Origin of the sequence: Pandoraea anhela, assembly GCF_902459655.1 — a bacterium.
Classification (GTDB): Bacteria; Pseudomonadota; Gammaproteobacteria; order Burkholderiales; family Burkholderiaceae; genus Pandoraea; species Pandoraea anhela.
In genome coordinates, this window is sequence record NZ_CABPSB010000008.1 from 38,524 (window position 1) to 63,375 (window position 24,852).

20 protein-coding genes are annotated in these 24,852 nt (G+C 64.8%); 13 read left to right on the top strand and 7 right to left on the bottom strand.

Annotated features, from left to right (window positions below):
* The first annotated feature begins 3 nt into the window (after positions 1-3).
* From pelF to PAN31108_RS12955, 4 genes are all read left to right on the top strand, one after another.
* Positions 4-1,674, top strand: a complete 1,671-nt coding sequence (gene pelF / locus PAN31108_RS12940; protein WP_150669267.1) for a GT4 family glycosyltransferase PelF — start codon at positions 4-6, stop codon at positions 1,672-1,674.
* The gene (pelG, locus tag PAN31108_RS12945) at positions 1,674-3,050 is read left to right on the top strand and encodes an exopolysaccharide Pel transporter PelG (protein ID WP_150669268.1); all 1,377 of its coding nucleotides are present in this window, start codon (positions 1,674-1,676) and stop codon (positions 3,048-3,050) included. Before pelF ends, pelG begins: the two co-directional genes overlap by 1 nt.
* A 191-nt stretch (positions 3,051-3,241) precedes the next feature.
* Positions 3,242-4,264: a UDP-glucose 4-epimerase GalE gene (galE, locus tag PAN31108_RS12950; protein WP_150669269.1), complete on the top strand. Its 1,023-nt coding sequence runs from the start codon at positions 3,242-3,244 to the stop codon at positions 4,262-4,264.
* A gap of 361 nt (positions 4,265-4,625) precedes the next feature.
* Positions 4,626-5,396 carry a ferredoxin--NADP reductase gene (locus PAN31108_RS12955; protein ID WP_044455659.1) on the top strand — a complete coding sequence of 257 codons (771 nt, stop codon included), beginning with the start codon at positions 4,626-4,628 and terminating at the stop codon, positions 5,394-5,396.
* Between the two features lie 141 nt (positions 5,397-5,537).
* Here the strand turns inward: PAN31108_RS12955 and PAN31108_RS12960 are convergent, their stop codons facing one another.
* From PAN31108_RS12960 to PAN31108_RS12990, 7 genes are all read right to left on the bottom strand, one after another.
* A complete protein-coding gene (locus tag PAN31108_RS12960; protein WP_150669270.1) occupies positions 5,538-7,811 on the bottom strand; it encodes a TonB-dependent siderophore receptor in 2,274 nt (757 codons plus the stop codon).
* A 136-nt stretch (positions 7,812-7,947) separates the two neighbouring features.
* On the bottom strand, positions 7,948-9,579 hold the full coding sequence (locus PAN31108_RS12965) for a PepSY-associated TM helix domain-containing protein (protein WP_150669271.1): 1,632 nt from the start codon (positions 9,577-9,579) through the stop codon (positions 7,948-7,950).
* A 10-nt stretch (positions 9,580-9,589) separates the two neighbouring features.
* A complete protein-coding gene (locus PAN31108_RS12970; protein WP_150669272.1) occupies positions 9,590-9,844 on the bottom strand; it encodes a hypothetical protein in 255 nt (84 codons plus the stop codon).
* Positions 9,834-10,112 (bottom strand): hypothetical protein, encoded by a 279-nt coding sequence (locus PAN31108_RS12975; RefSeq protein ID WP_150669273.1) that lies wholly within the window; start codon positions 10,110-10,112, stop codon positions 9,834-9,836. The genes PAN31108_RS12970 and PAN31108_RS12975 overlap by 11 nt, the downstream gene beginning before the upstream one ends.
* Positions 10,113-10,583: 471 nt before the next feature.
* A complete protein-coding gene (locus PAN31108_RS12980) occupies positions 10,584-11,840 on the bottom strand; it encodes a fatty acid desaturase family protein (RefSeq protein ID WP_150669274.1) in 1,257 nt (418 codons plus the stop codon).
* A 239-nt stretch (positions 11,841-12,079) separates the two neighbouring features.
* Positions 12,080-12,379, bottom strand: coding sequence for a helix-turn-helix domain-containing protein (locus PAN31108_RS12985; protein ID WP_174994971.1), 300 nt, complete (start codon positions 12,377-12,379; stop codon positions 12,080-12,082).
* Positions 12,372-14,684: an FdhF/YdeP family oxidoreductase gene (locus tag PAN31108_RS12990; RefSeq protein WP_150669276.1), complete on the bottom strand. Its 2,313-nt coding sequence runs from the start codon at positions 14,682-14,684 to the stop codon at positions 12,372-12,374. The genes PAN31108_RS12985 and PAN31108_RS12990 overlap by 8 nt, the downstream gene beginning before the upstream one ends.
* A gap of 232 nt (positions 14,685-14,916) precedes the next feature.
* Between PAN31108_RS12990 and PAN31108_RS12995 the strand changes: the two genes are divergently transcribed.
* From PAN31108_RS12995 to PAN31108_RS13035, 9 genes are all read left to right on the top strand, one after another.
* The gene (locus PAN31108_RS12995) at positions 14,917-15,990 is read left to right on the top strand and encodes a substrate-binding domain-containing protein (RefSeq protein WP_150669277.1); all 1,074 of its coding nucleotides are present in this window, start codon (positions 14,917-14,919) and stop codon (positions 15,988-15,990) included.
* Between the two features lie 258 nt (positions 15,991-16,248).
* A complete protein-coding gene (locus PAN31108_RS13000; protein ID WP_150669278.1) occupies positions 16,249-16,725 on the top strand; it encodes an NAD(P)H-dependent oxidoreductase subunit E in 477 nt (158 codons plus the stop codon).
* Positions 16,718-18,361, top strand: a complete 1,644-nt coding sequence (locus PAN31108_RS13005; protein WP_150669279.1) for a formate dehydrogenase beta subunit — start codon at positions 16,718-16,720, stop codon at positions 18,359-18,361. Before PAN31108_RS13000 ends, PAN31108_RS13005 begins: the two co-directional genes overlap by 8 nt.
* Before the next feature lie 79 nt (positions 18,362-18,440).
* Positions 18,441-21,326 (top strand): formate dehydrogenase subunit alpha, encoded by a 2,886-nt coding sequence (fdhF, locus tag PAN31108_RS13010; protein WP_150669280.1) that lies wholly within the window; start codon positions 18,441-18,443, stop codon positions 21,324-21,326.
* A 40-nt stretch (positions 21,327-21,366) separates the two neighbouring features.
* On the top strand, positions 21,367-22,425 hold the full coding sequence (fdhD, locus tag PAN31108_RS13015; protein WP_246183937.1) for a formate dehydrogenase accessory sulfurtransferase FdhD: 1,059 nt from the start codon (positions 21,367-21,369) through the stop codon (positions 22,423-22,425).
* 44 nt (positions 22,426-22,469) lie between these two features.
* Positions 22,470-22,709: a formate dehydrogenase subunit delta gene (locus PAN31108_RS13020; RefSeq protein ID WP_150669281.1), complete on the top strand. Its 240-nt coding sequence runs from the start codon at positions 22,470-22,472 to the stop codon at positions 22,707-22,709.
* Between the two features lie 138 nt (positions 22,710-22,847).
* Positions 22,848-23,099, top strand: coding sequence for a hypothetical protein (locus PAN31108_RS13025; RefSeq protein WP_150669282.1), 252 nt, complete (start codon positions 22,848-22,850; stop codon positions 23,097-23,099).
* Between the two features lie 182 nt (positions 23,100-23,281).
* Positions 23,282-23,650 carry a hypothetical protein gene (locus PAN31108_RS13030; protein WP_150669283.1) on the top strand — a complete coding sequence of 123 codons (369 nt, stop codon included), beginning with the start codon at positions 23,282-23,284 and terminating at the stop codon, positions 23,648-23,650.
* Between the two features lie 168 nt (positions 23,651-23,818).
* On the top strand, positions 23,819-24,580 hold the full coding sequence (locus PAN31108_RS13035; protein WP_150669284.1) for a phytanoyl-CoA dioxygenase family protein: 762 nt from the start codon (positions 23,819-23,821) through the stop codon (positions 24,578-24,580).
* The last annotated feature ends 272 nt before the right edge of the window (positions 24,581-24,852 follow it).

Here is a 24,852-nt window from a genome sequence, read left to right on the forward strand (position 1 = left end):
GCAATGGCATCGGTCCGGCGCAACGATTTCCCCCACAAGCCTGAGCCTGCCCCGGCCAGCGCGGCGGTTGTGGCGGACATCGCCTTGTTGCTCGAAGGCACCTTCCCTTATGTGCGCGGGGGCGTATCCGCCTGGGTCGATCAACTGATCCGCGCCTTTCCCGAACTGACTTTCGCGGTCGTCTTCATCGGCAGTCGCCGCAGCGACTATGGGGCGCCGGTGTATCCGATGCCACCGAACGTCACGCACTTCGAGGCGCATTACCTGTACGAGACGTCCGGCGCGACGCCCGCCGCCGCCTCGGATGCGAGGCCGGCGAAGTCGCCCGGACCCGATGCCAGCGACGCGGACGCCTTCGCCGGCATTGCCCGGCTGCATGACTTGTTCCGTCGTCGTCACGACGGGCCGCCCGGTGGGATCGGTATGGCCAAATACATGCGGGTCGACGGCTTGCGCAGCATGCTCGAGCGTCTGGTGCCCATGCTGCGCGACGGTCAGCCGCTGTCGCAGGCGGCGTTCCTGCATAGCGAGCGGTCCTGGGAGTTCATGACGCAACGGTACGAGCAGTATTGCCATGACCCGTCGTTTACGGACTACTTCTGGACGATCCGGGCGATGCACAAACCGATCTGGCAACTCGCGCGGATCGCGTCCGCCATGCCGGCCGCGAAGATGTATCACACCGTGTCGACGGGGTACGCGGGGCTGTTGGGCGCGATGCTGCGCATGTCGACGGGGCGCGCACTGCTTGTGACCGAACACGGCAACTACACCAAGGAACGCAAGCTCGACCTGCTGCAAAGCGAGTGGCTGCGCGACAATCGCGGCCCGTTCGAACGCGACATCTCGCGGGTGGGCTACTTCCAGAATTTGTGGATGCGGTTTTTCGAAGCCATCGGCCGCGTTTGCTACGACACGGCGGACGACATTGTGTCGCTCTACGAGGGCAGCCGTCAGCGTCAGGTGAGCGACGGCGCGCCTGCGCACAAGACGCGCTGCATCGCCAACGGCGTCGACATCGCCCGCTTCGCGGCACTGCGCCCGGTGCATCGCGAGCGTGCCGACATTGCCCCGGTCGTCGCGCTGATCGGGCGCGTGGTGCCGGTCAAGGACATCAAGACCTTCCTGCGCGCCGTGTTTCTCGCTTATCGCGCGCGCCCGGACTTGCAGGGCTGGGTCGTCGGCCCGGAAACGGAAGACCGGGCCTACGCACAGGAGTGCCGCGATCTCGCAGCCAGTCTGGGGATGGAATATCAGGTGAGATTCATGGGATATCGCGCCGTCGAATCGGTGCTGCCGCAAATCGGCGTGCTCGCGCTGTCGTCCGTCTCCGAGGCCTTGCCGCTGGTCATGCTCGAAGCCGCTGCCGCCGGAGTGCCGGTCGTGGCGACGGATGTCGGCGCGTGTCGTCAACTGATCGAAGGCAACGATCCGGAAGACTGCGCGCTCGGCCACGCCGGGCGCATCGTACCGATGGCGGACCCCGAAGCGCTGGCGGCGGCCATCGTCGACGTGCTGGAGCCCGACACATGGCATGCCGCCAGCCGTGCGGGCATCGCCCGCGTCGAGCGGTTTTACCGGCTCGATACCATGCGCGACGCCTACCGCACGCTCTACCGTCGCCTGACGGCCGACGAGACGGCGCCTGCACCTGAGCGGGGAGACCCTCGCTGATGGCCGGGATCGGTTTCGAATTGCGGCGCCTGCTGCGCAGCGATACGCTCTCGGGCACGTTCGCGGCCTACAGCTATGCAGGTGTGATCAGCGCCGGGCCGCTGGTGCTGTCGATGGTCGGCGTGGTGCTCGTCGGCCTCATGAGTCTGGCGCATGTCCATCCGTCATCGGTTCTCACGCAGTTTCAGGTGTCGGTGACGTATCTGATCGCGTCGAGTGTCATCGCGACCGGCCTGATTCAACTGGCCTTTATGCGATACCTGAGCGACCGCCTGTTCGCGGGCGAAGCGCAGGCTGTCATGCCGTCGTTCAATGCCGTGACGCTGGTGACGACGGTCGTGCTCGGCGGCGTCGGTCTGGCGCTGTCGCAGACGGTATTCGCCGATCAGCCGCTGGCGTATCGCTGGCTGATGTGGATAGGGTTCGTGTTGCTCGGCAACCTGTGGATCGTGGTGCTCTTCCTGACGAGCGTGAAACAGTACCGGGTGATTCTCGGCGTTTTCTGTGCGGGTTACAGCCTGACGGTGATTTGCGCCGTGCTGCTGGGGCGCTTCGGCCTGACAGGACTGCTGGCGGGATTCGTCATCGGCCATACGGCGCTGCTGCTCGGCTTTACCGTTGTCGTCGCCCGAAACTACCGGACATCCACGTGGCTGTCATGGGCTGTCTTCGTGCCGCGCAATCTGCGTTTCTCGCTGGTGGGTGTCGGGGTGTGTTTCGGACTCGGGGTCTGGATCGACAAGCTGATGTTCTGGCTGTGGCCGGCCACCGGCGTGAGCGTCATCGGCCCGTTGCGCGCCGCGCCGCTTTACGACTTGCCGGTGTTCCTCTCCTATCTGTGCGTCATCCCGGGAATGGCGGTGTTCCTGCTGCGTATCGAGACGGACTTCGCCGAGGCTTATACCGGGTTTTTCGACGCGGTGCGCCGCGGCGGCACGTTGCGTCAGATTTCGGCGTCGCGCGTGCTGATGGTGCGTGCGGTGCGTATCGGGCTGTTCGAAATCCTCAAGGTGCAGGCCGGGGTGACGCTGCTTGTGTTCGCCTTCGGCGACGACTTGCTGCGGCGGGTCGGCGTGCCCGTTGAAGGGCAGTCGTTGCTGCGTATCGACGTCATCTCGGCGGGGTTACAGGTCCTGCTGCTCGGGGTGCTCAACGTGCTGTTTTATCTCGACCGGCGGCGCGACGTGCTGCTTCTCACGTCGCTGCTGGTGGTGCTCAACGCACTCTTTACCGGGGTGAGTCTGTACGCCGGTCCGGCGACGTACGGTTATGGGCTTGCGCTGGCCTTGTCATGCGTGCTGGGACTCGGCGCGTATCGGCTGTCGCGGCGTCTGGGCGCGCTCGAATACGACACGTACATGGGCACGCATGGTTGACGCGCTCGCCTGCGTACCCGGCGCGACGTCGGGGCATCCGGCCGGAAGCCTCCGCCGCGAAGTATGTGCGCGAATGGCATGCAAGCGACGGCTGGAGTAAGATGCCGGGTCTCTCGGCAGCAATCGTCGCACATCATGCTGCACATGCGTGCATCGGGTCACGCCGAAGCGGGCGTCACCAAGGCATCTTCATGAAGAATCAGGGCACCATTCTCGTTACCGGCGGCGCCGGTTATATCGGCTCGCATACGTGTGTGGAACTGCTGGCGGGCGGTTTCGACGTCGTTATTCTGGATAACCTCTCCAACGGTCATCGCGAGGCGGTAGCCCGCATCGGGCGCATCGCCGGGCGCGCGCCGGTGTTTGTCGAAGGCGACGCCTGTTCGGCGAGCGTGATGGAGGACATCTTCACGCGGTTTCGCATCGACGGTGTGATTCACTTCGCCGCGCTGAAGTCCATCGGCGAGTCGCTCGACAAGCCGTTTCTCTATTACCGCAACAACCTCGGCAGTCTGCTCACGCTCATCGAGACGATGGATCGTCACGACGTGCGGCATCTGGTGTTCAGCTCGTCGGCTGCGGTCTACGGCAATCAGGCGGTCGTCCCCGTCGACGAGACGGCTGCGCTGGCGACGGCCAACCCCTACGGCCATACCAAGCTCATGGCCGAGCAGATGCTCACCGACACCGTCAAGTCTGACCCGCGCTGGCGCATCGGCGTGCTTCGGTATTTCAATCCGGTCGGTGCGCACGAGAGCGGTCTGATCGGCGAGGATCCGGGCGGCACGCCCAATAATCTGATGCCGTTCGTCGCGCAGGTTGCCGTAGGCAAACAGCCGTTGCTGAAGGTCTACGGGGGGGATTGGCCAACGCCGGACGGTACCGGCATTCGCGATTACATCCACGTGGTGGATCTGGCGCGCGGGCATCTGGCGGCGCTGGCGGGCCTGAAAACGCTCGACGCGGGTTTCACCGTGAATCTCGGGACCGGGGCGGGCAGCAGCGTGCTGGAAGTCGTGCGCGCATTCGAGGCCGCCAGCGGCCGCGAGGTCCCGTTCCGGATCGTCGAGCGCCGGTCGGGCGATATCGGCGTGTCCTACGCCAATCCTGCCCGGGCGCACGCGCTGCTGGGCTGGCATGCGCAGTACGATCTGGCGCGCATGTGTGTCGATCACTGGCGCTGGCAGCATCGGAACCCGAACGGCTACCGCTGATCCGGCAGGACTCGCCGCAGGGGGCGGGATCGCGGTGAAGACAGCGGCGAAGGTCGAGTCCAAGGTCCGGGAGAAGGCCGGTTCGTATCCGCCGGCAGCCCCGTCCGATATGCCCGACGGGTATATCGATATGCCTTAAATGACTCAGGGGACAAATGAAAGCTATTCCCAATTGGGGTAAAATAGCGGGGTTTTCCCGTCCATAACCGATAGTGCGTATACCTGATGCGCCTGGAGTTCTGGCATCAGGGCCGTCAGGGATGGCCCGCGAAAGCGCGTCTCAGGCGATCCCGGCCGATATCGTTGGGTTCGCGCGGGTCAAAGCGCAGTGTCGCCGGCCTCCGTTAAACGTCAAGTCAATATGAGCATTCAGAATCAACAAACCGTGTTGGAAGTCCATCACTGGACCGACACGCTGTTCAGCTTCAAGACCACTCGCGACGCTTCGTTCCGTTACGTCAATGGCCAGTTCACCATGATCGGCCTGGAAGTGGACGGCAAGCCGCTGCTGCGCGCCTATAGCATGGCGAGCGCGAATTACGAGGAAGAGCTGGAGTTCCTGAGCATCAAGGTGCAGGACGGCCCGCTGACCTCGCGTCTGCAAAACATCAAGCCGGGCGATAAGGTGATCGTGGGCCGCAAGCCGACGGGCACACTCATCGACGACAACCTGCTGCCGGGCAAGAACCTTTATCTGCTCTCGACGGGCACGGGTCTCGCGCCGTTCATGAGCATCATCCGCGACCCGGAAGTCTACGATCGCTACGAGCACATCATTCTGGTGCACGGCTGCCGTTTCACGAGCGAGCTGGCGTATCGCGATCTGATCACGCAGCATCTGCCGGAGCACGAGTATCTGGGCGAGTATGTCCGCGACAAGCTGATCTACTACCCGACGGTCACGCGTGAAGAGTTCGAGAATCAGGGCCGTATCACGGAACTGGTCGAGTCGGGCAAGATCTTCACGGACATCGGTCTGCCGGAGTTCTCGCCGGAGCATGATCGCGTGATGCTGTGCGGCAGCCCGGCCATGCTCAAGGATACCCGCGAGCTGCTCGAAAAGCGCGGCTTCGTGGAAGGCCACAACCACGCACCGGGCCACTATCTGGTCGAGCGCGCCTTCGTTGGCTAAATCGGCTAAATCGGCTGCGGCGCCCAACCCGGTAGCCGGCCCGGCAAGTCCCGTCGGTGAAGACAAGGGATAAGGAAACGGAAGGGAAAAAGGCCGCTCATCGAGCGGCCTTTTTCGTGGTGCGGGATCCTCAGACGTCGCTTAGAAATCCATTGTGGCGCTCGCGAGGAACGTGCGGGTCGAGCCGGGCAGCACAAACCCGTTGTATGTGGTCGTCCAGTAGTGCTTGTCCGTCACGTTGTTGATCGCGGCACGGAACACCACGGATTTGCCGGCAAGGCGCGTGGCGTACTTCGCCGACAGATCGATAGTGGTGTACGACGGAATCGACAGCGCGTTGGCCGCATCGACCACCTGATCGCCCGTGACCTTGACACCCGCCGCCACGGTCAGGCCGCGCACGAACGGCGTGTCGTACTCGACGCGACCGGTGACGACGTAGCGCGGCGTGGCGTAAATGCGCTTGCCGGACACCGCCGGATCGTCGATATCCACGGCCTTCGTGTTGAGCAACAACACCCCGCCCATCACGCGCCAGTCGCGCGCCACGCGCACCCAGCCGCTGGCGTCCAGTCCCTGAAAGCGCTGCGTGCCGTCCTGTACATAGAAGTTGGACTGATTGGTGTAACCGTAGCCGCGCTCGACACGAAAGAGTGCCAGATTCTCGCCCCACGACGACTTGTCTGCCTTCCAGCCCACCTCGTACTGCTTGCTCTTTAGCGGCCCGTACGTCTGCGGATAGTTGCTGTTCGTGATGCTCGCCGAGCCACCCGGCTCCAGCGATTCGACGTAGCTGGCATAGGCGGTCGAATCGTTGTCCGTCTTGTACATCAACGCGAGCGTCGGTGTGACGGGCTTGGCCGAGTACGACGTCGTTGTCTGCCCGGAGGTGTCGTAAAGATCATCGCTGAACTGCGTGTAGCGCAGGCCCACGAGGGCGGAGAGGCGCGATGTGATGCCGACGGTGTCGCTGGCGTAGATCGCGCGTTGCGAGATCTTCTCGCTGCGGTATGGCTGGTAGTTCAGTCCGATGTCCTGATTCGGCAGCAACGAGGGGTGATAGATGTTGCTCGTGCCGAGCACGATGCCGTTGCCGCCCGGACCGTTGTCGTTGCGTTTGACCTGACTTTGATATGCGAGTCCGAACACCACGTCATGACTGAGCGGGCCGGTGACGAAGTTGCCCTGTAGCATGGCATCCCACGCCTGGTAGTAGTAGGCGGTCTTCCACTTGTATTGCGTGTCCGTGTAATCGCCAGCGGGGTTCGTCACATTGAGGAAGCTGTCGCCGTTCAGGCGGTTCTGACGTGCGAAGCGGTACTTGAAGTTCGCTTTCCACCGATCGTCGATGCGATAGTCGAGACCGGTGCCGGCGGTGAGCGTGTCGGTCTCGTAGTACGTGAAAGGCTGGGCCAGATTGCGGGCGACCTTGTTGGCGTCGGGCACCGCGCCTGTATCGGCGAAGCTCATGCCGAAGAGCGTACCCGTGGTCTGGCGCTTCCAGTACGCGACGTCCGCCGACCATGTCAGATCCGGCGTGATGCGAAAATCCGTGGCGAACGATATCGTTTTGCGACGCACATGGTTGTTCGGCTCGGCGGTATTGCCTGCTTCGTTGACGAGGTTCAGGCGATAGCCGAAGCGATCGTCAGGGCCGAAGCGGCCGCCGAGATCGAGCTTCTCGCTCCATACGTTGCTGGCTTCATAACCGACCGAGAACTGCCGCAGCGGCTCGTCCGTCGGACGCTTCAACACATAGTTCACGATGCCGCCCGGTGCGCCGAAGCCGTACATGAAGCCGGACAGCCCTTTGAGCAGTTCGACCTGCTCGAACGGTTCGAGCGGAATATCGGCCTGCCAGGACACGAAGTTCTGACCGTCGATCTTCGTGCCGTCGAGCATGTCGACCCGCATGCCGCGCACGGCGAAGTACGAGTTTTCGTTGCGCTTGTTTTCCGAGAGCGTCGTGACGGCGGGGTCCCACTTGAAGGCGTCCGTCGCCGTTTGCGCCATCTGGTTTCTGATCTGCTCGCTGTTCACGGCGACGACCGAGAACGGCGTGTCGACCGCCCGGCGCGTGCCCAGCGCGCCGCCCGACACGCGCTCCACTTTGGTGTCGTCGTCGCGATGGCCCGATACGGTCGTTGCGGGCAGTGCGGCCGTGTTCTTTGCGGTAACTTTCGTGATGTCTTTCGTGGTGTCCTTCGCCGGGTCTGCCGCCGTATCGGCTGCCGGCGGTACGTCTGCCGTCTGCGGTGCCTGCTGGGCGTGGGCGATGCCGGACGCGAGCGTCAGCGACGCCGCGCAGATCGCGAACCTGCCGGCTACGGCGCGTGTGATGGACGAGGGCGTAAGGTCATGCGCAGCGTTCGGACGAACGGATCCGCGCCCTGCGAGCGGACGGTGGTGCAACATCGGTCAATCTCCCTGTTGTCGACGCGCCGTGTGCCGACGCGCCTTGTCGTGAATCCGAGGATTCGTGAATGGTTTTCTATCGGATGTGGGGAGTTTGCGGTGGACGCGACACGGCCCACCGCAGGCGCGCGTGCGATCAGCTGCGTGCCGGGTCCGGCGGTTGGGGATGCGCTGTCGCGACCTTGTCGTGGCCGGCGTCCTCGCTTTGCGCGATGGACGTGACGGCTGCCGCCATCGCCGTCGGATAGGCCCAGACGCTGTTCGGATCGCCACGCCGGGCGCGCCGCCACGTGGCGCGCGCAAATAGCGCGAAGCTCACGGCGCTGACGAGCGCGATCAGGTCGACGCTGGCGAGTACCCAGTCGCCGTCGGCGACGGTGCGCACGAGGTTGTCGGCGGTGAATATCGCGTCGGCGGCGGGAATGGCGAGGCAGGCGAGGGTCGTCGCGATCAGCAGCCCGGTCGCGGCCACTGGCGGCGCGGTGAACGCGGCGAAGACCATCGACAGCAGCAACGTGACGACGAAGATCGATAGCGCCGTTGCGCTCGGGGCAATCACCGCGCCGACGAACGCTACGGCAATGCCCAGACACGTGCCGAGGAAGACGCCGGCCGTGGCTTTCGCCATCCAGCGCAGATTCGCGGGCTGAAGCGCGGTATTGCGTTTGCGACGCGATTCGAGCCAGAGCAAATTGCCGCTGTAGACGAGCACCGCGCCCATCAGGCCGAGAACGAAGTACACCCAGCGCATGACATCGCCGGCGAAGTTGCCGAAGTGCGCGCCGTAAATCATGCTGAGCACGGCGTGGTTTGTGTCGCGTGCGCCCGGGCGGTGCTGCCCGACGATCTGGCCGTCGTTCAGGCGCACCGCCACGGCGGCGAAGACACCTAGCGAGTCGCGGGCTTCGCCGTAGACTTCCGCCACCGCGTCGGGCTTGCCGTAACGCGACCATGCGACCGCCGTCGTTTCCATCTCGGGGGCGGCGTGTTCGGCGCGAGCGAGGATGGTCTGAAGGTCGAGCGGCGTGCCGTCGACCGGCGCGATTTTCGCGGGCACCGAGCCTGTCATCTGCAAGAACTGCGGCGCCAGCTTGTTCTCGAACGCCACCACGTTGAACGCCATCATCAGGGGCAGACTCAGGCACAGCAGCGCGCCGGTGAGGGCAAACACGATGTGGAATGGCAGACTCAGCACGCCGATGGCGTTGTGCGCGTCTTGCCAGAATCGTTTGAGGTTGCGGCCGGGGCGCAGCGCGAAGAGGTCGCGTGTCACGCGCGGCAGATGGACGATCACGCCGGAAATGAGCGCCATGCCGTAAAACAGCGATACGACGCCCATCAGATAGAGGCCGTACGTCGGGATCGACAACGAGTAGTGCAGGGCGTTGACGGTGTTCGACAAGCCGGGGCGAGCGTCGCCGGTGATGAGCGATGTCGCGGTGCCGTCGGCGTTCAGACGCAGCCGCGCCTGCATCCATTCGCCGTCAGGCTGCTGCCAGTAAGCGAAGGGCACGGGCGAGTGGCTGGGTAGCACCACGCCCATCTGCTCACGTGCGGCCGGGAACTGCGCGCGAACCCGTTCGGCGAGTTGTTCCGTCTGGGCGAGCGAGAGCGGTGCGTGACGCGTTGCCGGTTGCTCCCAGCGTTCGATCTCGTGATGAAAGACGGTCAGGGCGCCGCCGAGCATGGCGACGAACAGGGCGAAGCCGGCCACGATGCCGGCCCACGTGTGGACGCTGAGGTACTGACGAAGGGTTTGGGCGCGCATCGGGCGATCCTTACCCCACGGCGCGCGCCAACAACAGCGCGGCCCAGCAAACGGCGGTGGTGGCGCCCATGCCGATCCACGCGCGTGTCGTGGTGCGGCTCGCGAAGACCACCGCGAACAGGCCGAGCCACACGAGCGGGAAGAGGGCGATGACGGGGATGGCGGCGCTTTGCCAGCCGGCCGGTGTCATGTAGGCGATGGCCCCACACAGCGCCATCGCCGCGAAGAAGCCGGGCACAAGACCCGCGAAGGTTCTACTCCACATGGGCGTGTCCCCGCAGCCAGCACAAACCACCCGCGGCGTACGGCCAGAAGAGCAGGCCGAAGCACAACGACATGAAAGCCGACGCGATACCCGCCGATGCGCCGGCGGCCAGCCACCAGCACGCGAGGCTGGCGATGGCCGCGATCAGGGAGATCGCGCGCGTGGGCCGGGCTGCCAGACGCTGCGCGCGCAATCGCTGGTGTTCGGAAGTGAGGTAGCAGGCCCCGCCTGCCAGCCATGCCAGTGCAATGGCCAATGCAATCAACATGCTAGGGAATCGCTGAAAATGCAGCTGCGCCAGCCTTGAACGCAACGTGGTTAACGTTAGTCGCGGGAACAGAAAACGAAAACGCCGCCCTTAGGCGACGTGGCTGGCGAAGCAAATCCATAAACGGTTTCGATCAGACGCGCTCGATGACGACAGTCGCGCACTCCCGCAAGGTGTCAGGAGGCTTGATTTTGTAAATGTTAACGAAAACGATTCGCATTTATATCACGATTCTGGCAAATCCTGAAAGCCGTCGTCCGAAATCCCATATATCGAGTATGAACCGTGGAGCATGAACCGTGGAGCTTGAGGCATGGCGTGTGGGGCGTGGCGGACAGGCAACGACTCGCGAGGTATCGCTGCCTGTCACGCTTGCCGGGATGGCGGGAGCCGCTTACGTCCCACTGTCGGAATGACCGCATGATGCAGTGACCGCAGTGACGCCCGCGGCACGCTGCGCCGTGCGCGCGCTCAGGACGCCTGCATCGCGTCGCCGACGAGGCTGCTGGTCGGCAACGGCCCGCGGAACTGGCGAACGATCGCGCGCCAGTATGGAATCACCGGGCCGGCGGTCGGTTGCGCCGCGTTGATTTCCGGCAGCAGATGCCATGGCGCTGTCGGGTACTGATGGTGAACACGGTGCAGATGATGGTTGAGCACCAGCACGCCGCCGAGCGCCGGTGCATGGAAGTTTCGCGAACGCGCCGGTTCGTTCATCGTGACGCCGAAGTGCGGCAGGTTATCGGCAATCGACAGCCAGACGCCGCGTGCGACGAACGTCGCCACGAATACCGGCCACCACGGGCCGTAAGCCCACAGCGCCAGCCCGAGCGCGACGAGCATGAGCAGAAAGTCGCGCCGGATCCGGTGGCGACGCACCGGATCGGAGGCGAACATCACCACCCGGCGACGCACGTCGGCGTCCTGCGGATCGGCGCCGAGGGCGCTCAGTGCCAGCGAAGGCAGACGCCTGACCGGAATCCAGGCGATCAGCGGTGCGAAGACTTCCGTGGCCCACATGCCGCCGAGCAGACGCGACTGGTAGCCGAGCCAGCGGCTGACGCGTCGGGCGCGCGGCGCGTTGGCGGGCAACGTCGAAATGTCAGGCTGGTCGTACGGCTGACGCGTGAAACGATGGTGCATCAGATGCCCGAAACGCATGATCTCGAACGGCAGCCCGAGAAAAAAGGAAAGCGCGCGACCGGTGCGTTCGTTGGCGCGTGGCTTGACGCGCAACTGGCCATGAATGGACTCGTGAATCAGTCCCCAGTGCATAGGCGTGAGGAGCAGCACGGGCAGCACCGTCAGCGCGGCGATATCGCCCCAATGGCGCAGCGCATAGCCCAGGCCAAGCCATTGCCAGAGTCCTGCGAGCCCCGTCAGGCCGATGAGCCATGGGTTCCAGCGAGACGGCTTGGCGTGACGCCATAGCGCGGGGGACGGCATGGCATCGTTGGCGAGCGTGGCGCTGACCGTCGGCGTGGTAGAGGGCTTGCCTGATGGCGGGACTGGCGCTGTGAAGGGCGCGGTGAAGGGCGGGGTGATCGATGGAGAAACGGAGGGGGAAACGAAGGGGGAAACGGAGGCGGCGGCTGAGGCGTCGGCCGTAGCGGTAGTCGGCGAGTTGGCTGACGGGGTGGCTGGCGATACTGCGGAAGTTGCAGCGGGTGCTGGAACTGGGGGCGTGGCGGCGTCGATCCCGGCCGGGCGCGCAACAACGTTCTCCATGAGGTCTCCGTGACGTAACGTGACTGAAAGCAGCGTGCAACGTGACAACGCAAGCGGGCATGCCGAACGTCCTGCATGGCATGTGTTATGCAAATCGGAGTGCGTTCGGCATGTCGCGGCATGTCGCGACAGGAGTGTATGCCGCCCTCCGGGAAGGGAATATGTCAGTCGTGTTGCAGTACCTTACTTTCGTCGCATTTCCGTCATGCACCGCGTTGGTAACGGGTTACGGCAACGTTTCAGGCCGTGCCGAGGCTATCCAGTTGCGCCGCACCGGCTGCGGTGAGCCTCACGAGTTGCAGGCCACGCTCGCCGTCTTCCAGCGAGACCCAGCCCGTTTCGGTCAGCACGCTCAGATAGCGCAGTAACGTGCTCATCGGCAACGCGCAGCGCTTGGCCAGGCGCGCCAGCGACATCGACTCGCGGCCTTCATGCCTGCCGTCGGCCAGCGTTTGCAGCAGGCGGGCAAGGTCTTGCGTCGCCTGCGTGAAGTCGTCTTTATGTGCCGCAGCGTCAGCCAAGTCAGCCAAGTCAGTCAAGACGGCGCTCCAGCAGCACGGGAATCGATTTCGACGTCGGCGTGCCGGCGCCGTCCGCAACCGCGTCGAGCGGCACGAGTCCGTTGGTCTCGGGATAGTAGGCGGCGATGCTGCCGCGCGGAATGTCATAGGCGACCAGCAGGAAATCGTCGGCACGACGCGCAATGCCGTCGTGCCACACCCCCACGAGGTCGACGCGTTCGCCCGCACGCAGTCCCCGCGCATCCAGATCCTCGACGTTGATGAAAACGACGCGGCGCTGCCCGAACACACCGCGATAGCGGTCGTTGAGTCCGTAAATCGTGGTGTTGTACTGATCGTGCGAGCGGATGGTGGCGAGTTGCAGTACCTCGGCCCCGCGTGCGCCCGCCTGCCTGCGCGCCACGTCGATGGGGCGTTCGTCAGGCAGTGGATGCGTGGTGAAGTTGGCGCGTCCGGTGGCCGTGAGCCATTGGCGTCCGGACGGCGGCACCGGCAGTCGGAACCCGCCCGGGTGCCGCACGCGACGGTTGAATTCGGCGAAGTCGTCGAACGTGGCAGCAATCGCGTCGCGAATGCGATCGTAGTCTTGCGTGTACCAGTGCCAGTCGTCGTGCCCGCCGGGCGCGCAGCCCATCGTGGCCTGAGCGATGCCCGCAACGATGGCGGGCTCCGAGCGCAGATCGTCCGATGCCGGCGCATTGATCCCGTAAGACAGGTGCACCATGCTCATCGAATCCTCGACACTTACGCCTTGTACCGTGCCGTTCTGCATGTCGATTTCGGTGCGGCCCAGGCATGGCAGGATCAGCGCCTCGCGCCCGTGCACGAGATGGCTGCGGTTGAGTTTCGTCGCCACGTGCACGGTCAGCTCGCATTGGCGCAGGCCTTCCCAGGTACGAGGCGTGTCGGGCGTTGCCATCGCGAAATTGCCGCCCATGCCGATGAAGACTTTGATTCGCCCGGCGAGCATGGCCGAAATCGTGTCGACCACGCCTAACCCCTCACGGCGTGGCGGCGCGAAGTTGAACACTTCGGCGAGACGGTCGAGAAAGGCCGCCGACGGTTTTTCGTTGATGCCGACGGTGCGGTCGCCCTGCACGTTGCTGTGCCCGCGCACGGGGCACAGACCCGCACCCGGTCGGCCGATGTTGCCGCGCAGGAGCATCAGGTTCACGATCATTTGAATGGTCGCCACGGCCTGCTTGTGCTGGGTGATGCCCATGCCCCATGTCGCGATCACGCGTTCGCCGCGCAGATAGACGTCGGCGATCTGGCACATCTGCGCTTGCGATACGCCCGAGGCGCGTTCGAGATCGTCCCAGCGCTCGGCGCGCACGTCGGCTGCGAAGTCGTCGAAACCGTGTGTGTGTTCCGCGATGAAGGCATCGTCCAGCAGGGGCGTCCGAGCGTTGGCGCGCGCCTCGGCGTCTCGCGCCAGCACGTGCTTGATAACGCCTTTCACGAAGGCGAAGTCGCCGCCGCTGGCCGGCGTGACGTAGTGGCCGCTGATCGCCGTGCCGCCCATGCTCAGCATTTCGCCCGGGCTTTGCGGGTCGGCGAAGCGTTCGAGGCCGCGCTCGTGCAGCAGGTTGATCGATACGATGGTCGCGCCGCGCTTTGCCGCTTCGCGAAGCTCGCCGAGCATGCGCGGATGATTGGTGCCGGGGTTCTGGCCGAACAGCAGCAGCGTGTCCGCCTGCTCGAAATCTTCGAGCGTGACGGTGCCCTTGCCGAGACCGACGACCGGGGGCAAACCTACGCTCGTCGGTTCATGGCACATGTTCGAGCAATCGGGAAAGTTGTTCGTGCCGTACTGGCGCACGAACAACTGGTACAGGAACGCCGCTTCGTTGCTGGTACGACCGGACGTGTAGAACGCCGCCTGATCGGGGTCGGGCAGGGCGCGCAAATGCTCGCCGATCATGGCGAATGCGGCGTCCCACGCGATCGGCAGATAGCGATCGGTGGCCGCGTCGTAACGCATCGGATGCGTGAGACGGCCAAACCCCTCCAGTGTGTAGTCGTCGAGTTCGAGCAGTTCGGTCACGCTGCGCGAAGCGAAGAACGCCGGCGTGACGCGACGCTTGGTCGCCTCGGCGGCGACCGCTTTGGCGCCGTTCTCGCAGAACTCGAACGTCGACGCGTGCTCACGGTCCGGCCAGGCGCACCCCGGACAGTCGAATCCGCTGGGCTGGTTTGCGCTAAGCAGCGTGCGCGCGCCCTTGAGCGGAATGCCTTGGGTGACGAGTTGGATGGCCACATTCTTGAGGGCGCCCCAACCGCCGGCGGGGCGATCGTACGGGGCAATTTTCGGGGCAGACATGACGCGTGTTCCGGCAAGGGGGTGGTCGGCGCGTCGCGCGATGCTGGGGCGCACGACCGCCAAAGGAAACATTTCACGTCAAATAGGCAAATTTATGCATAATTGCGAGACATCACACTCCGAGTTTTGTGCGAATGTCGATGCGAAGAAGCCCGTTAAATCGACGTTTTTCAGCATCTTATCAGGAATTTGCATAGATTGATTTATGCAATGAATAGCATATGGTGAGTCCATGAAGCGTATCTCCATCGCACCGCAACTGCGGTTTCGCCATGACGGCGCCGACGTGCCGCTCGACAAAGTGTTGTCCTTGCTCACGGAGGTGCAGACGCATGGCAACTTGCAGGCGGCCAGTCAGGTGCTCGGCCAGTCGTACCGGGGCGCCTGGGGGCACGTGAAAGAGGTGGAATCGCTCGTGGGCGCACCCTTGCTGACGATGGCGCGCGGACGCGGTGCGGTGCTCACGCCGCTGGCGCAACGGCTGTTGTGGGGGCAAAAGCGTTTGCAGGCGCGGCTCGGGCCGTTGTTGGAGACGATGGCCTCCGAATTGCAGACGGAACTCGATGACTTGCTGCTTCAGGAGAGCGGTCAGTTGCGTCTTTTTGCGAGCCATGGGCTGGCGGTGGCTGCGCTGGTCGATTTCGCCGGGCGCGCCGGTTTGCCGATCGACGTCAGCTATCGCGGCAGCATCGAGGCGATTGCCGCGCTCGCCAAGCACGAGTGCGAGGTGGCGAGTTTTCATGTGCCTATCGGGGCGCTCGCGGAGCCGGTGCTCGATCAGTATGTGCCGCTGCTCAAGGGCAAGGCCTATCGCGTGGCGGATGTGGCGTCGCGTCGCCTCGGTCTGCTGGTAGCGCGCGGCAATCCGCTCGGCATCCATACGCTGGCCGATCTGCCGCGTACCGGTGCGCGCTTCGCGAACCGCGAGCGAGGGTCGGGCACGCGCATCATCTTCGATTTACTGCTCGCGCGCGACGGTATCGACCCTTCGACCGTCGCGGGTGCGGAGAACATCGAGTTCACGCACGCCGCCGTGGCGGCCTACATCGCCAGCGGCCGCGCGGACGCCGGCCTCGCCATCGAGGCGGCCGCAAGTCAGTTCGGACTCGACTTCATTCCTATCCTCACCGAGCGTTACTGCCTGATGTTTCCGGAGAGCGGCAGCGAGTCGCCGCATCTCCAGGCGTTGCTGAGCATTCTCCAAAGCGGGGCTTACCGGCAGGCGGTTCATGCCATTCCCGGTTACGGTGAAGGCGCGACCGGGCGGGTGACGTCGCTGTCGGAGGCTTTCCCGTCGTTGGGGTGATAAATCATATGCATTGAATTGCATATGGGGTGTGCAAGCTTTTCCCGAGGAAACTGCCCGGCCCGCCTGGCTCGGGCGTTGGCGGCATATTGCCATGCAGCGAATCCGGCAGGCTAGGGCTATCGGTGTTTCCACGAGGCTTGTTGGGGCGCGGTGTTTGGACTAATGTCCTAAGGACTGAGCCCCCAAAAGGCGCGTTGTCATCATATGCAATTAAGAACATATGAGATGCCGTCATGCCCCAGGAGACAATTCGAGATGGTGCCCACCCCTCATGCGACGCTCGTGCCGCTGCTGGCTCGCCACGCCGGCCGCGCACACGAGTTGTTGCCGCTGCTGCACGCATTGCAGGACAGCGAAGGCTACGTCGATCCGGCGCATGTGCCGGCGATTGCCGCAGCGCTGAATCTTTCCCGCGCCGAAGTCCACGGCGTCATCACGTTTTATCACCACTTCCGCAGTGCACCGCCTCCCGCGACCGTCGTGCAGTTATGCCGTGCGGAGGCGTGCCGCAGCCGCGATGGGGAGGCGCTCGTGGCGCACGTCGAAGCCTGTACCGGCGCGCGTATCGACGCGGCGCCGTGCAACGACGTCGGCGTGGCGTCGGTGTATTGCCTTGGGCAGTGCGCGTTGTCCCCGGCCGTAACAATCAATGGCGAGTTGCATGCTCGCGTGACACCTGCGCGCTTCGACGCATTGCTCGCGTCGGTGCGCGAGGGAGGCCGTCATGACTGAGTTGGCGTTGCAGACTCCCCCTTACCGCATCTTTATCCCTCGCGACTCGTCGGCATTGGCGTTGGGGGCCGACACGCTGGCGTCGGCGGTGACAGCCGAAGCGGCCCGCCGCGGGATTGCCGTCGACATCGTTCGCAACGGCTCGCGTGGGCTGTTCTGGCTGGAGCCGCTGGTGGAAGTGGCGACGCCGTGCGGGCGCGTCGGCTATAGCAATGTGCAGGCGTCGCAGGTCGCCGCGTGGTTCGACGCCGGATGGCCCGTCTGCGCAATGCGGGACGCTGAGCGCGAGACGTCGAGCGAGAATCCGGACGGGAGTTGGGGGCACGCGATGCCGGCCTGCGTCGGTCGCGTGGACGCCATCCCGTATCTCGCGAAGCAGCAGCGGCTCACGTTCGCGCGCGTCGGCGTGACGGATCCGCTGAGTCCGCACGACTATCTCGCGCATGGCGGCCTTGCCGGACTGCGCGCCTGTCTCGGACTCGATGCGGACGCCGCCTGTCAGACGGTGCTCGACTCGGGGCTGCGCGGACGCGGCGGCGCTGCGTTCCCGGCCGGCATCAAATGGCGCACGGTGAGCCGCGCCGAAGCGACGCAGAAATACGTTGTCTGCAATGCGGACGAGGGCGACTCCGGCACATTCGCCGATCGTCTGATCATGGAGAGCGACCCGTTCGTGCTCATCGAGGGCATGACGATCGCCGCGCTCAGCGTGGGCGCGACCGAAGGCATCGTGTACGTGCGCAGCGAGTATCCCCACGCCATCGCGATGCTGGAAGCGGCGATTGCCGTGGCGCGCGGCGAGGGCTGGCTCGGCGCGGACGTGCTCGGCTCGGGGCGCGCCTGCGAGTTGCGTGTGGCGAAGGCGGCGGGAGCCTACATCTGCGGCGAAGAAACGGCGCTGCTCGAAAGTCTCGAAGGCAAGCGTGGCGTGGTGCGCGCCAAACCGCCGATTCCGGCGCTGTCCGGCCTCTTCGGGCAGCCGACGCTCATCAACAACGTCATCACGCTCGCCAGCGTGCCGTACCTCTTCGCGCACGGCGCACAGGCCTATCGGGAGTTCGGCATGGGGCGCTCGCAAGGCACGTTGCCCGTGCAACTCGCAGGCAATATCCGTCGTGGCGGTCTGGTGGAGCTGGCGTTCGGGGTGACGCTGCGCACGTTGCTCGACGAGTTCGGCGGCGGCACAGCGAGCGGACGTCCGGCCAAGGCGATTCAGGTCGGCGGCCCGCTCGGGGCGTATCTGCCCGATGCGCAGTGGGATTTGCCGATGGATTACGAGGCGTATGCGGCAGTGGGGGCCGTGGTAGGGCACGGCGGTGTGGTGGTTCACGACGACACGGCCGACATGGCCGGACTGGCGAGCTACGCGATGGCGTTCTGCGCGCACGAGTCATGCGGCAAATGCACGCCGTGTCGTATCGGTTCGACGCGAGGCGTCGAGGTCATCGAGCGGATCCGGCGCGGCGATACGTCCTCGCGTCAGGTGACGTTGCTGCACGACCTCTGCGACACGATGGTCTCGGGCTCGCTTTGCGCGATGGGCGGCATGACGCCGTTCCCCGTGCGTTCCGCGCTCGAACATTTCCCGGCGGATTTCGGTCTGCCCGATGGCGCGCGACGCGCCGAGGCTGCCTGATATCGGCAATGTCGACGATATCGGCGCATCGCATGACCGATGGCCCGACCGATCGGCACACCCAGGAGGACGACAACAGATGATCCATCCGAACGCACAAGTTTCCCCGGGCCATGGCCCCGACATGGGCACGCCGCTGCGCATGAGCGAGGTGGGCGTCACGCTGGAGATCGACGGCCAAAGCGTGACGGTGCCGGCCGGCACGTCGATCATGCGCGCCGCAGCGGGCAATGACGTCAACATCCCCAAGCTCTGCGCCACCGACTCGCTCGAGCCGTTCGGCTCCTGCCGGCTCTGTCTCGTCGAAATCGAGGGGCGGCGCGGCTTTCCCGCGTCATGCACGACGCCGGTCGAGCCGGGCATGAAGGTGCGCACGCAGTCGCCGAAATTGCAGGAACTGCGGCGCAACGTGATGGAACTCTACATCTCCGATCACCCGCTCGATTGCCTGACCTGCGCGGCTAACGGCGACTGCGAGTTGCAGGACATGGCGGGCGTGACAGGGCTGCGCGAAGTGCGCTACGGGTTCGACGGCGATAACCACCTCAACAGTGTCAAGGACGAATCGAATCCTTACTTCACGTACGACCCGTCGAAGTGCATCGTTTGCAATCGCTGCGTGCGGGCTTGCGAAGAGACGCAGGGCACCTTCGCGCTCACGATCTCGGGGCGCGGCTTCGAGGCGCGTGTCTCGGCCGGCCAGGATCAGCCGTTCATGGCGTCGGAGTGCGTGTCGTGCGGCGCGTGCGTTGCGGCGTGTCCGACGGCGACGTTGCAGGAGACGCGCGTCATCGAGATGGGGCAGCCGGAGCATGCGGTGGTGACGACTTGCGCGTATTGCGGCGTCGGCTGTGCGTTCAAGGCCGAGATGAAAGGCGGCGAAGTCGTGCGCATGACGCCGTACAAGGACGGTCAGGCCAACGAAGGGCACGCCTGCGTCAAGGGGCGCTTCGCCTGGGGATATGCCACGCACAAGGAGCGCATCACCAAGCCGATGATCCGGAGCAAGATCACCGATCCGTGGCGCGAGGTGTCGTGGGACGAGGCGCTGGACTATGCCGCGTCCGAGTTTCGCCGTCTTCAGGCGAAGTACGGCGTCGACGCCATCGGTGGCATTACGTCGTCGCGCTGCACGAACGAAGAGACGTATCTCGTGCAGAAACTCGTGCGCGCCGCGTTCGGCAACAACAACGTGGACACTTGTGCCCGGGTTTGCCACTCGCCGACCGGCTATGGCCTGAAGCAAACGCTCGGCGAGTCGGCCGGCACGCAGACGTTCAAGTCCATCGAGCATGCCGACGTCATTCTGGTGATGGGGGCGAACCCGACCGACGGGCACCCCGTGTTCGCTTCGCGGCTCAAGCGCCGTGTGCGCGAAGGGGCGAAGCTGATCGTGATCGATCCGCGGCGCATCGATATCGTGGACGGGCCGCACGTGAAGGCGGCGTACCACCTGCCGCTGCGTCCCGGCACCAACGTGGCGATGGTCAATGCCCTCGCGCACGTGATCGTGACCGAGGGTCTGCTGGCCGAGGCGTTCATCGCCGAGCGCTGCGAGGACCGCGCGTTCGCCCAGTGGCGCGATTTCGTGGCGTTGCCGGAAAACTCGCCGGAAGCGGTGTCCGTCGTGACCGGTGTGCCTGCCGATCAGATTCGCGGTGCGGCGCGGCTTTACGCGACGGGGGGCAATGCGGCGATCTATTACGGACTCGGCGTCACGGAGCATGCGCAGGGGTCGACGACGGTGATGGGCATCGCCAATCTGGCGATGGCGACGGGCAACGTCGGGCGCGAAGGCGTGGGCGTGAACCCGCTGCGCGGGCAGAACAACGTTCAGGGCTCTTGCGACATGGGGTCGTTCCCGCACGAGTTGCCGGGCTATCGTCACGTAGCCGATACGCTGGTGCGCGAGGAATTCGAGGCCGCCTGGGGCGTCACGTTGCAGGCCGAGCCGGGGCTGCGCATCCCGAACATGTTCGACGCGGCGATTCATGGCAGCTTCAAGGGGCTTTACTGCCAGGGCGAGGACATCGTTCAGTCCGACCCGAATACGCAGCATGTGGCGGCGGCGATGGAAGCGATGGAGTGCATCGTCGTGCAGGATATCTTCCTGAACGAGACTGCCAAGTACGCGCATGTGCTGTTGCCGGGCACTACTTTCCTCGAAAAAGACGGCACGTTCACGAACGCGGAGCGGCGCATCTCCCGCGTGCGGCGCGTCATGGCGCCGCTGCCCGGCATGGCGGACTGGGAAGTCACGATCGCCCTGGCCAGGCGGCTCGGTTATGACATGCCTTACTCGCATCCGTCTCAGATCATGGACGAGATCGCGCGCCTGACGCCGACGTTCCGTGGCGTGAGCTACCGGCGGCTCGACGAGGCGGGCAGCCTGCAATGGCCGTGCAACGACGACGCGCCCGACGGCACGCCGATCATGCACGTCGACGGCTTCGTGCGCGGCAAGGGACGCTTCATCATCACGCGCTATGTGCCGACGGACGAGAAGGTCACGCCGCGCTACCCGCTGCTGCTCACCACGGGGCGCATCCTCTCGCAATACAATGTCGGTGCGCAGACGCGCCGTACGCACAATGTCCACTGGCATGACGAAGACCGGCTCGAAATCCATCCGCACGATGCGCAAGAGCGGGGTATCAACGACGGCGATTGGGTCGGGATTCGCAGCCGCGCGGGCGAGACGGTGTTGCGCGCGGTGCTCAGCGAGCGGATGCAGCCCGGCGTCGTCTACACGACGTTCCACTTCCCCGAGTCGGGGGCGAACGTCATCACGACGGACAACTCGGACTGGGCGACCAACTGTCCGGAGTACAAGGTGACGGCGGTGCAGGTGCTGCCGGTGGCGCAGCCCTCGGCGTGGCAAGCCAAATATTCGACGTTCAACCGCACGCAGCTCGAACTGCTCGATGCGGCCCGCAATCCTGCCGAACCTGTCACGGCGAAGTAGGGGCGCGAATTCTGGAATGAAGTGGAGTCAGCGTTAGACGATGTCCAACCCTTTACGTGAACTGGCGGATGTGAGTGAGGCCGATGCAGCCGATGCAGGAGGTGCCGGTGGTGTGCGTGATAAGGCAGCAAAGCCCGGCGCTGTCGCGGTCGACGAAACCAGCGAAGCCGCCGGCGCGGATAACACCGGCGTGATCCGCGAAACTGGCCAAGCTCATGAGAGCGGCGCCGTCGACGGCGTCGATGGGATGCCTGCGCCCGTGTGCGATGTGGCGCCCGCGGCCATCGACCCGGAGCGCCTGTCGCCGCAGGCGTCGTTCGCCGTGCGGCGATTTCGCCATGGCGGCTGGCAGCAAGCGAGCGACGAATTGGCCGAAGAAGTACCCGTCGCACTGGAGTTCAACGGCATCTCTCATGTGGTGATGCTTGCGACGCCGGCCGATATCGAAGATTTTGCGTTGGGCTTCGCGTTGTCGGAGGGCATTCTGAATGATCGCCGCGAATGTTACGGCGTCGATGTCTCGGCCACGTCGTTGGGCATTACCGCGCATCTCGACATCTCGTCGCGGGCGTTCGCGGGGCTCAAGGAGCGCCGTCGCAACCTGACGGGGCGCACCGGCTGCGGGCTTTGCGGCACGGAAAGCCTCGATCAGGTGCTGCGGCCGCTGCCCTCGGCCGGCGAGCCGTTGCGCGTGAGGCATGCCGCGCTGGCGGCCGCGCACGCGGGATTGGCCGCGCGTCAGCCGCTCAACGGCGTGACGGGTGCGGTGCACGGCGCGGCGTGGTGCTCCCCGCAGGGCGAGATCCTTTCTCTGCGTGAGGACGTCGGCCGTCACAACGCACTCGACAAGCTCATCGGCGCTTTGGCGCGCGAAGGGCGGGCGTTCGACGGTGGCTTTGTGCTCATGACGAGTCGTGCGAGCGTCGAAATCGTGCAAAAGGCCGCGCAAGTGGGCATTCCGATGGTCGCAGCCGTCTCCGCGGCTACGGCGCTGGCGGTGCGCACGGCGCAGGCGGCGGGCGTCACGCTCGTCGGCTTTGTGCGGGCGGAGCAGTGTGTCATCTACACCGGCGGTGCGACGCTCGATGCGCAGGCATGAGCGTCGCACCCAGGCGAAGTCAATGAAGCGGCAGGAGATTTTCGATGGACGGTCATAATCTCGTGCGGATGGCGAATCGCATTGCAGACTTCTTCGAATCGTTGCCCGATCGGGAGGAGGCGATGGGCGAAGTGGCCACGCATCTGCACAAGTTCTGGGATCCGCGCATGCGCGCCCAGATTCTGGCGCTTGCCGATACGCCGGCTGGCGACGACATGCACACGCTGGTGCGTGAGGCGCTCGCGCGCTATCGCGCGCGGCTGACCCCCGTTGCCCGAAGCTGAGCTGATCGTGCAGGATCGTGTCCGACACCGCCGACGCTCGTTCTCCGGTCGCGGCGGGTTTGGCGCGAAGCTACGCAGCTCGCGGTATAGTAGGGGTGTCGGTTGTGTAACTGCGGCCACCCCCTAGCGGAGGACTTGATGAGCGATACCCCCACGCGCAAGCCCGGTCCACAGCAGCCTCACCGGGAGGACGAAGTGGAGCGCGACCTCGATGAGGCCCTCGAGGAGACGTTTCCGGCGAGTGATCCTGTGTCCATCGAGATCGATAAGCCGAAGCGTGCCCCTGCGACGAAATCTTCAGTGACGAAACGTCTGGACGAAGGGCTCGAGGAAACCTTTCCCGCGAGCGACCCTGTGTCCATCGATACCGGGAAGACGCCGAAGCGCTAATGCGGCTTGCGGGATGCGGGCGGATTTCGGCGCAAAGCTTCCGGATTTCGCCCACAGCCCCGTCCTGCGGGGCCGTGGGCGAAAATAAATCTCGGCGCCGGCGCGGGTTTGCCGCCCGGTCTGACCGAATTCGTGGCAAAATGCCGCGCCTGACTCTCTCAGGCTGGGACTGTAAAAAATAAATGGCGGCAGGTACGGTAAAAAAAGTTCGACGCTACGCGCTGGAAACCATCGACGTGATGGGACAGAGCGGGCTTGGCGTCGTCGAGCGCCCTGACGGGCGTTTCGTCATGTATCCGGAGTACTGGACACAGACGCAGGCGCTCAGCCAGAAGATGCGCACGCTTTACCGTCGTAACTGCCAGCTCGAGTACCAGTTGGCGAAGCTCACGCGAGAACTCGATCGCTTGCGCACCGTCGTCGACACGCCGCGTCCCGCCGGCAATCCGCAGGCGTCCTTGCCCGGCACCGACGTGCCGCAGCCCGAGCCGAAGCCTGAACGCAAACCCGCCGCCGAATTACCGCCCCGACGACGTAAGCGCGCCGCCTGAGCGGCATTGCCGCGACGGCCCTGTCTTCCGTCCCGGCCACGATGTGCCAGCCTCCCGATTCAGTTGGTGACATTAGCGAATTTTCCGACGTATCCGAAAGTCTCAAAAAAGTTTAAAAAAGTCCCGTTCCGATTAACAGCCAGCTTTCTGCCCGCTTCGCCGACCATCATGGCGCTTACCGCAACGCAACTCGAAACCTTCCGTAACGACGGTTATCTGATCCTTCCGCGCTACGTCGCGCAGGCCGACTGCGAGGCGATTCTGACGGACGTGCGAGCGCAGTTGGCGGCGGCAACGCTACCGCTCGAATTCGAAGCGGATGTCGGCTACGAGGGAGCGCCGCAGTCGCGCGATGCGGAAGGGGGCCAGACAGTCCGGCGTCTGCTCAAGGCCTATGACCGCGGCGATGCGCTGCGCCGTTGGGCCACGCGCCCGGATCTCGTCGAGTCGCTCGCCCAGATTTTCGGTGAAGACGTCGTCCTTACGCTGGCGCATCACAACTGCGTGATGACCAAGCATCCGCATTTCGGCACGGCGACCGGCTGGCACCGGGACATTCGCTATTGGTCGTTCCCCGAAAACTCGCTCGTCTCGGTATGGCTCGCGTTGGGGCCGGAAACGCGCGATAACGGTGCGCTTCGCTTCATTCCGGGCTCGCACCGCGAGCAACTCAAGCCGCATCAACTCGATTCTCTCGACTTCCTGCGCCCGGACGAACCGGACAATCAGCCGCTCGTCGCACGCGGCAAGCAGGTCGAACTCGCCCAGGGCGATGTCGTGCTGTTCCACAGCGGCCTGTTCCATGCGGCAGGTCGGAACGAAGGCCATACCACGAAATTTTCCGTCGTCTTCGCCTATCGTGGTGAGAGCAATCCCCCGAAGCCCGGCACACGTTCCGCGTCGGCGGGTGAGGTGGCGCTCGGCCACTGACGCGCGTCGGTCGGCCAGTCGTACTTCGGTGCATCGGCGGCATGCCTCCACGTGAAGACGCGTGGTGACGCTTGGAGATGCGTGGTCGGTGCGTACTCGGTGCGTGCTCGATGCGTGGTCGATCCCCCCTGTGTCAGCCGCCATTGGCGCGCTGTTCTCGGCGAATGCCGGCATTTTGGGTGCTTTCCTAAAGCGATAAGCACCTTTTCCCGCGTAGACTCTTCGGCCACCCTTGTGATGTCGGGCGCTGGCGCTTGTGAGCCGTATCGACC

Excerpts from the sequence above, each read along its gene's own strand:
- pelF (WP_150669267.1), top strand. The coding sequence starts at position 4 with ATGGCATCGGTCCGGCGCAACGATTTCCCCCACAAGCCTGAGCCTGCC.
- pelG (WP_150669268.1), top strand. The coding sequence starts at position 1,674 with ATGGCCGGGATCGGTTTCGAATTGCGGCGCCTGCTGCGCAGCGATACG.
- galE (WP_150669269.1), top strand. The coding sequence starts at position 3,242 with ATGAAGAATCAGGGCACCATTCTCGTTACCGGCGGCGCCGGTTATATC.
- PAN31108_RS12955 (WP_044455659.1), top strand. The coding sequence starts at position 4,626 with ATGAGCATTCAGAATCAACAAACCGTGTTGGAAGTCCATCACTGGACC.
- PAN31108_RS12960 (WP_150669270.1), bottom strand. The coding sequence starts at position 7,811 with ATGTTGCACCACCGTCCGCTCGCAGGGCGCGGATCCGTTCGTCCGAAC.
- PAN31108_RS12965 (WP_150669271.1), bottom strand. The coding sequence starts at position 9,579 with ATGCGCGCCCAAACCCTTCGTCAGTACCTCAGCGTCCACACGTGGGCC.
- PAN31108_RS12970 (WP_150669272.1), bottom strand. The coding sequence starts at position 9,844 with ATGTGGAGTAGAACCTTCGCGGGTCTTGTGCCCGGCTTCTTCGCGGCG.
- PAN31108_RS12975 (WP_150669273.1), bottom strand. The coding sequence starts at position 10,112 with ATGTTGATTGCATTGGCCATTGCACTGGCATGGCTGGCAGGCGGGGCC.
- PAN31108_RS12980 (WP_150669274.1), bottom strand. The coding sequence starts at position 11,840 with ATGGAGAACGTTGTTGCGCGCCCGGCCGGGATCGACGCCGCCACGCCC.
- PAN31108_RS12990 (WP_150669276.1), bottom strand. The coding sequence starts at position 14,684 with ATGTCTGCCCCGAAAATTGCCCCGTACGATCGCCCCGCCGGCGGTTGG.
- PAN31108_RS12995 (WP_150669277.1), top strand. The coding sequence starts at position 14,917 with ATGAAGCGTATCTCCATCGCACCGCAACTGCGGTTTCGCCATGACGGC.
- PAN31108_RS13000 (WP_150669278.1), top strand. The coding sequence starts at position 16,249 with ATGGTGCCCACCCCTCATGCGACGCTCGTGCCGCTGCTGGCTCGCCAC.
- PAN31108_RS13005 (WP_150669279.1), top strand. The coding sequence starts at position 16,718 with ATGACTGAGTTGGCGTTGCAGACTCCCCCTTACCGCATCTTTATCCCT.
- fdhF (WP_150669280.1), top strand. The coding sequence starts at position 18,441 with ATGATCCATCCGAACGCACAAGTTTCCCCGGGCCATGGCCCCGACATG.
- fdhD (WP_246183937.1), top strand. The coding sequence starts at position 21,367 with ATGTCCAACCCTTTACGTGAACTGGCGGATGTGAGTGAGGCCGATGCA.
- PAN31108_RS13020 (WP_150669281.1), top strand. The coding sequence starts at position 22,470 with ATGGACGGTCATAATCTCGTGCGGATGGCGAATCGCATTGCAGACTTC.
- PAN31108_RS13025 (WP_150669282.1), top strand. The coding sequence starts at position 22,848 with ATGAGCGATACCCCCACGCGCAAGCCCGGTCCACAGCAGCCTCACCGG.
- PAN31108_RS13030 (WP_150669283.1), top strand. The coding sequence starts at position 23,282 with ATGGCGGCAGGTACGGTAAAAAAAGTTCGACGCTACGCGCTGGAAACC.
- PAN31108_RS13035 (WP_150669284.1), top strand. The coding sequence starts at position 23,819 with ATGGCGCTTACCGCAACGCAACTCGAAACCTTCCGTAACGACGGTTAT.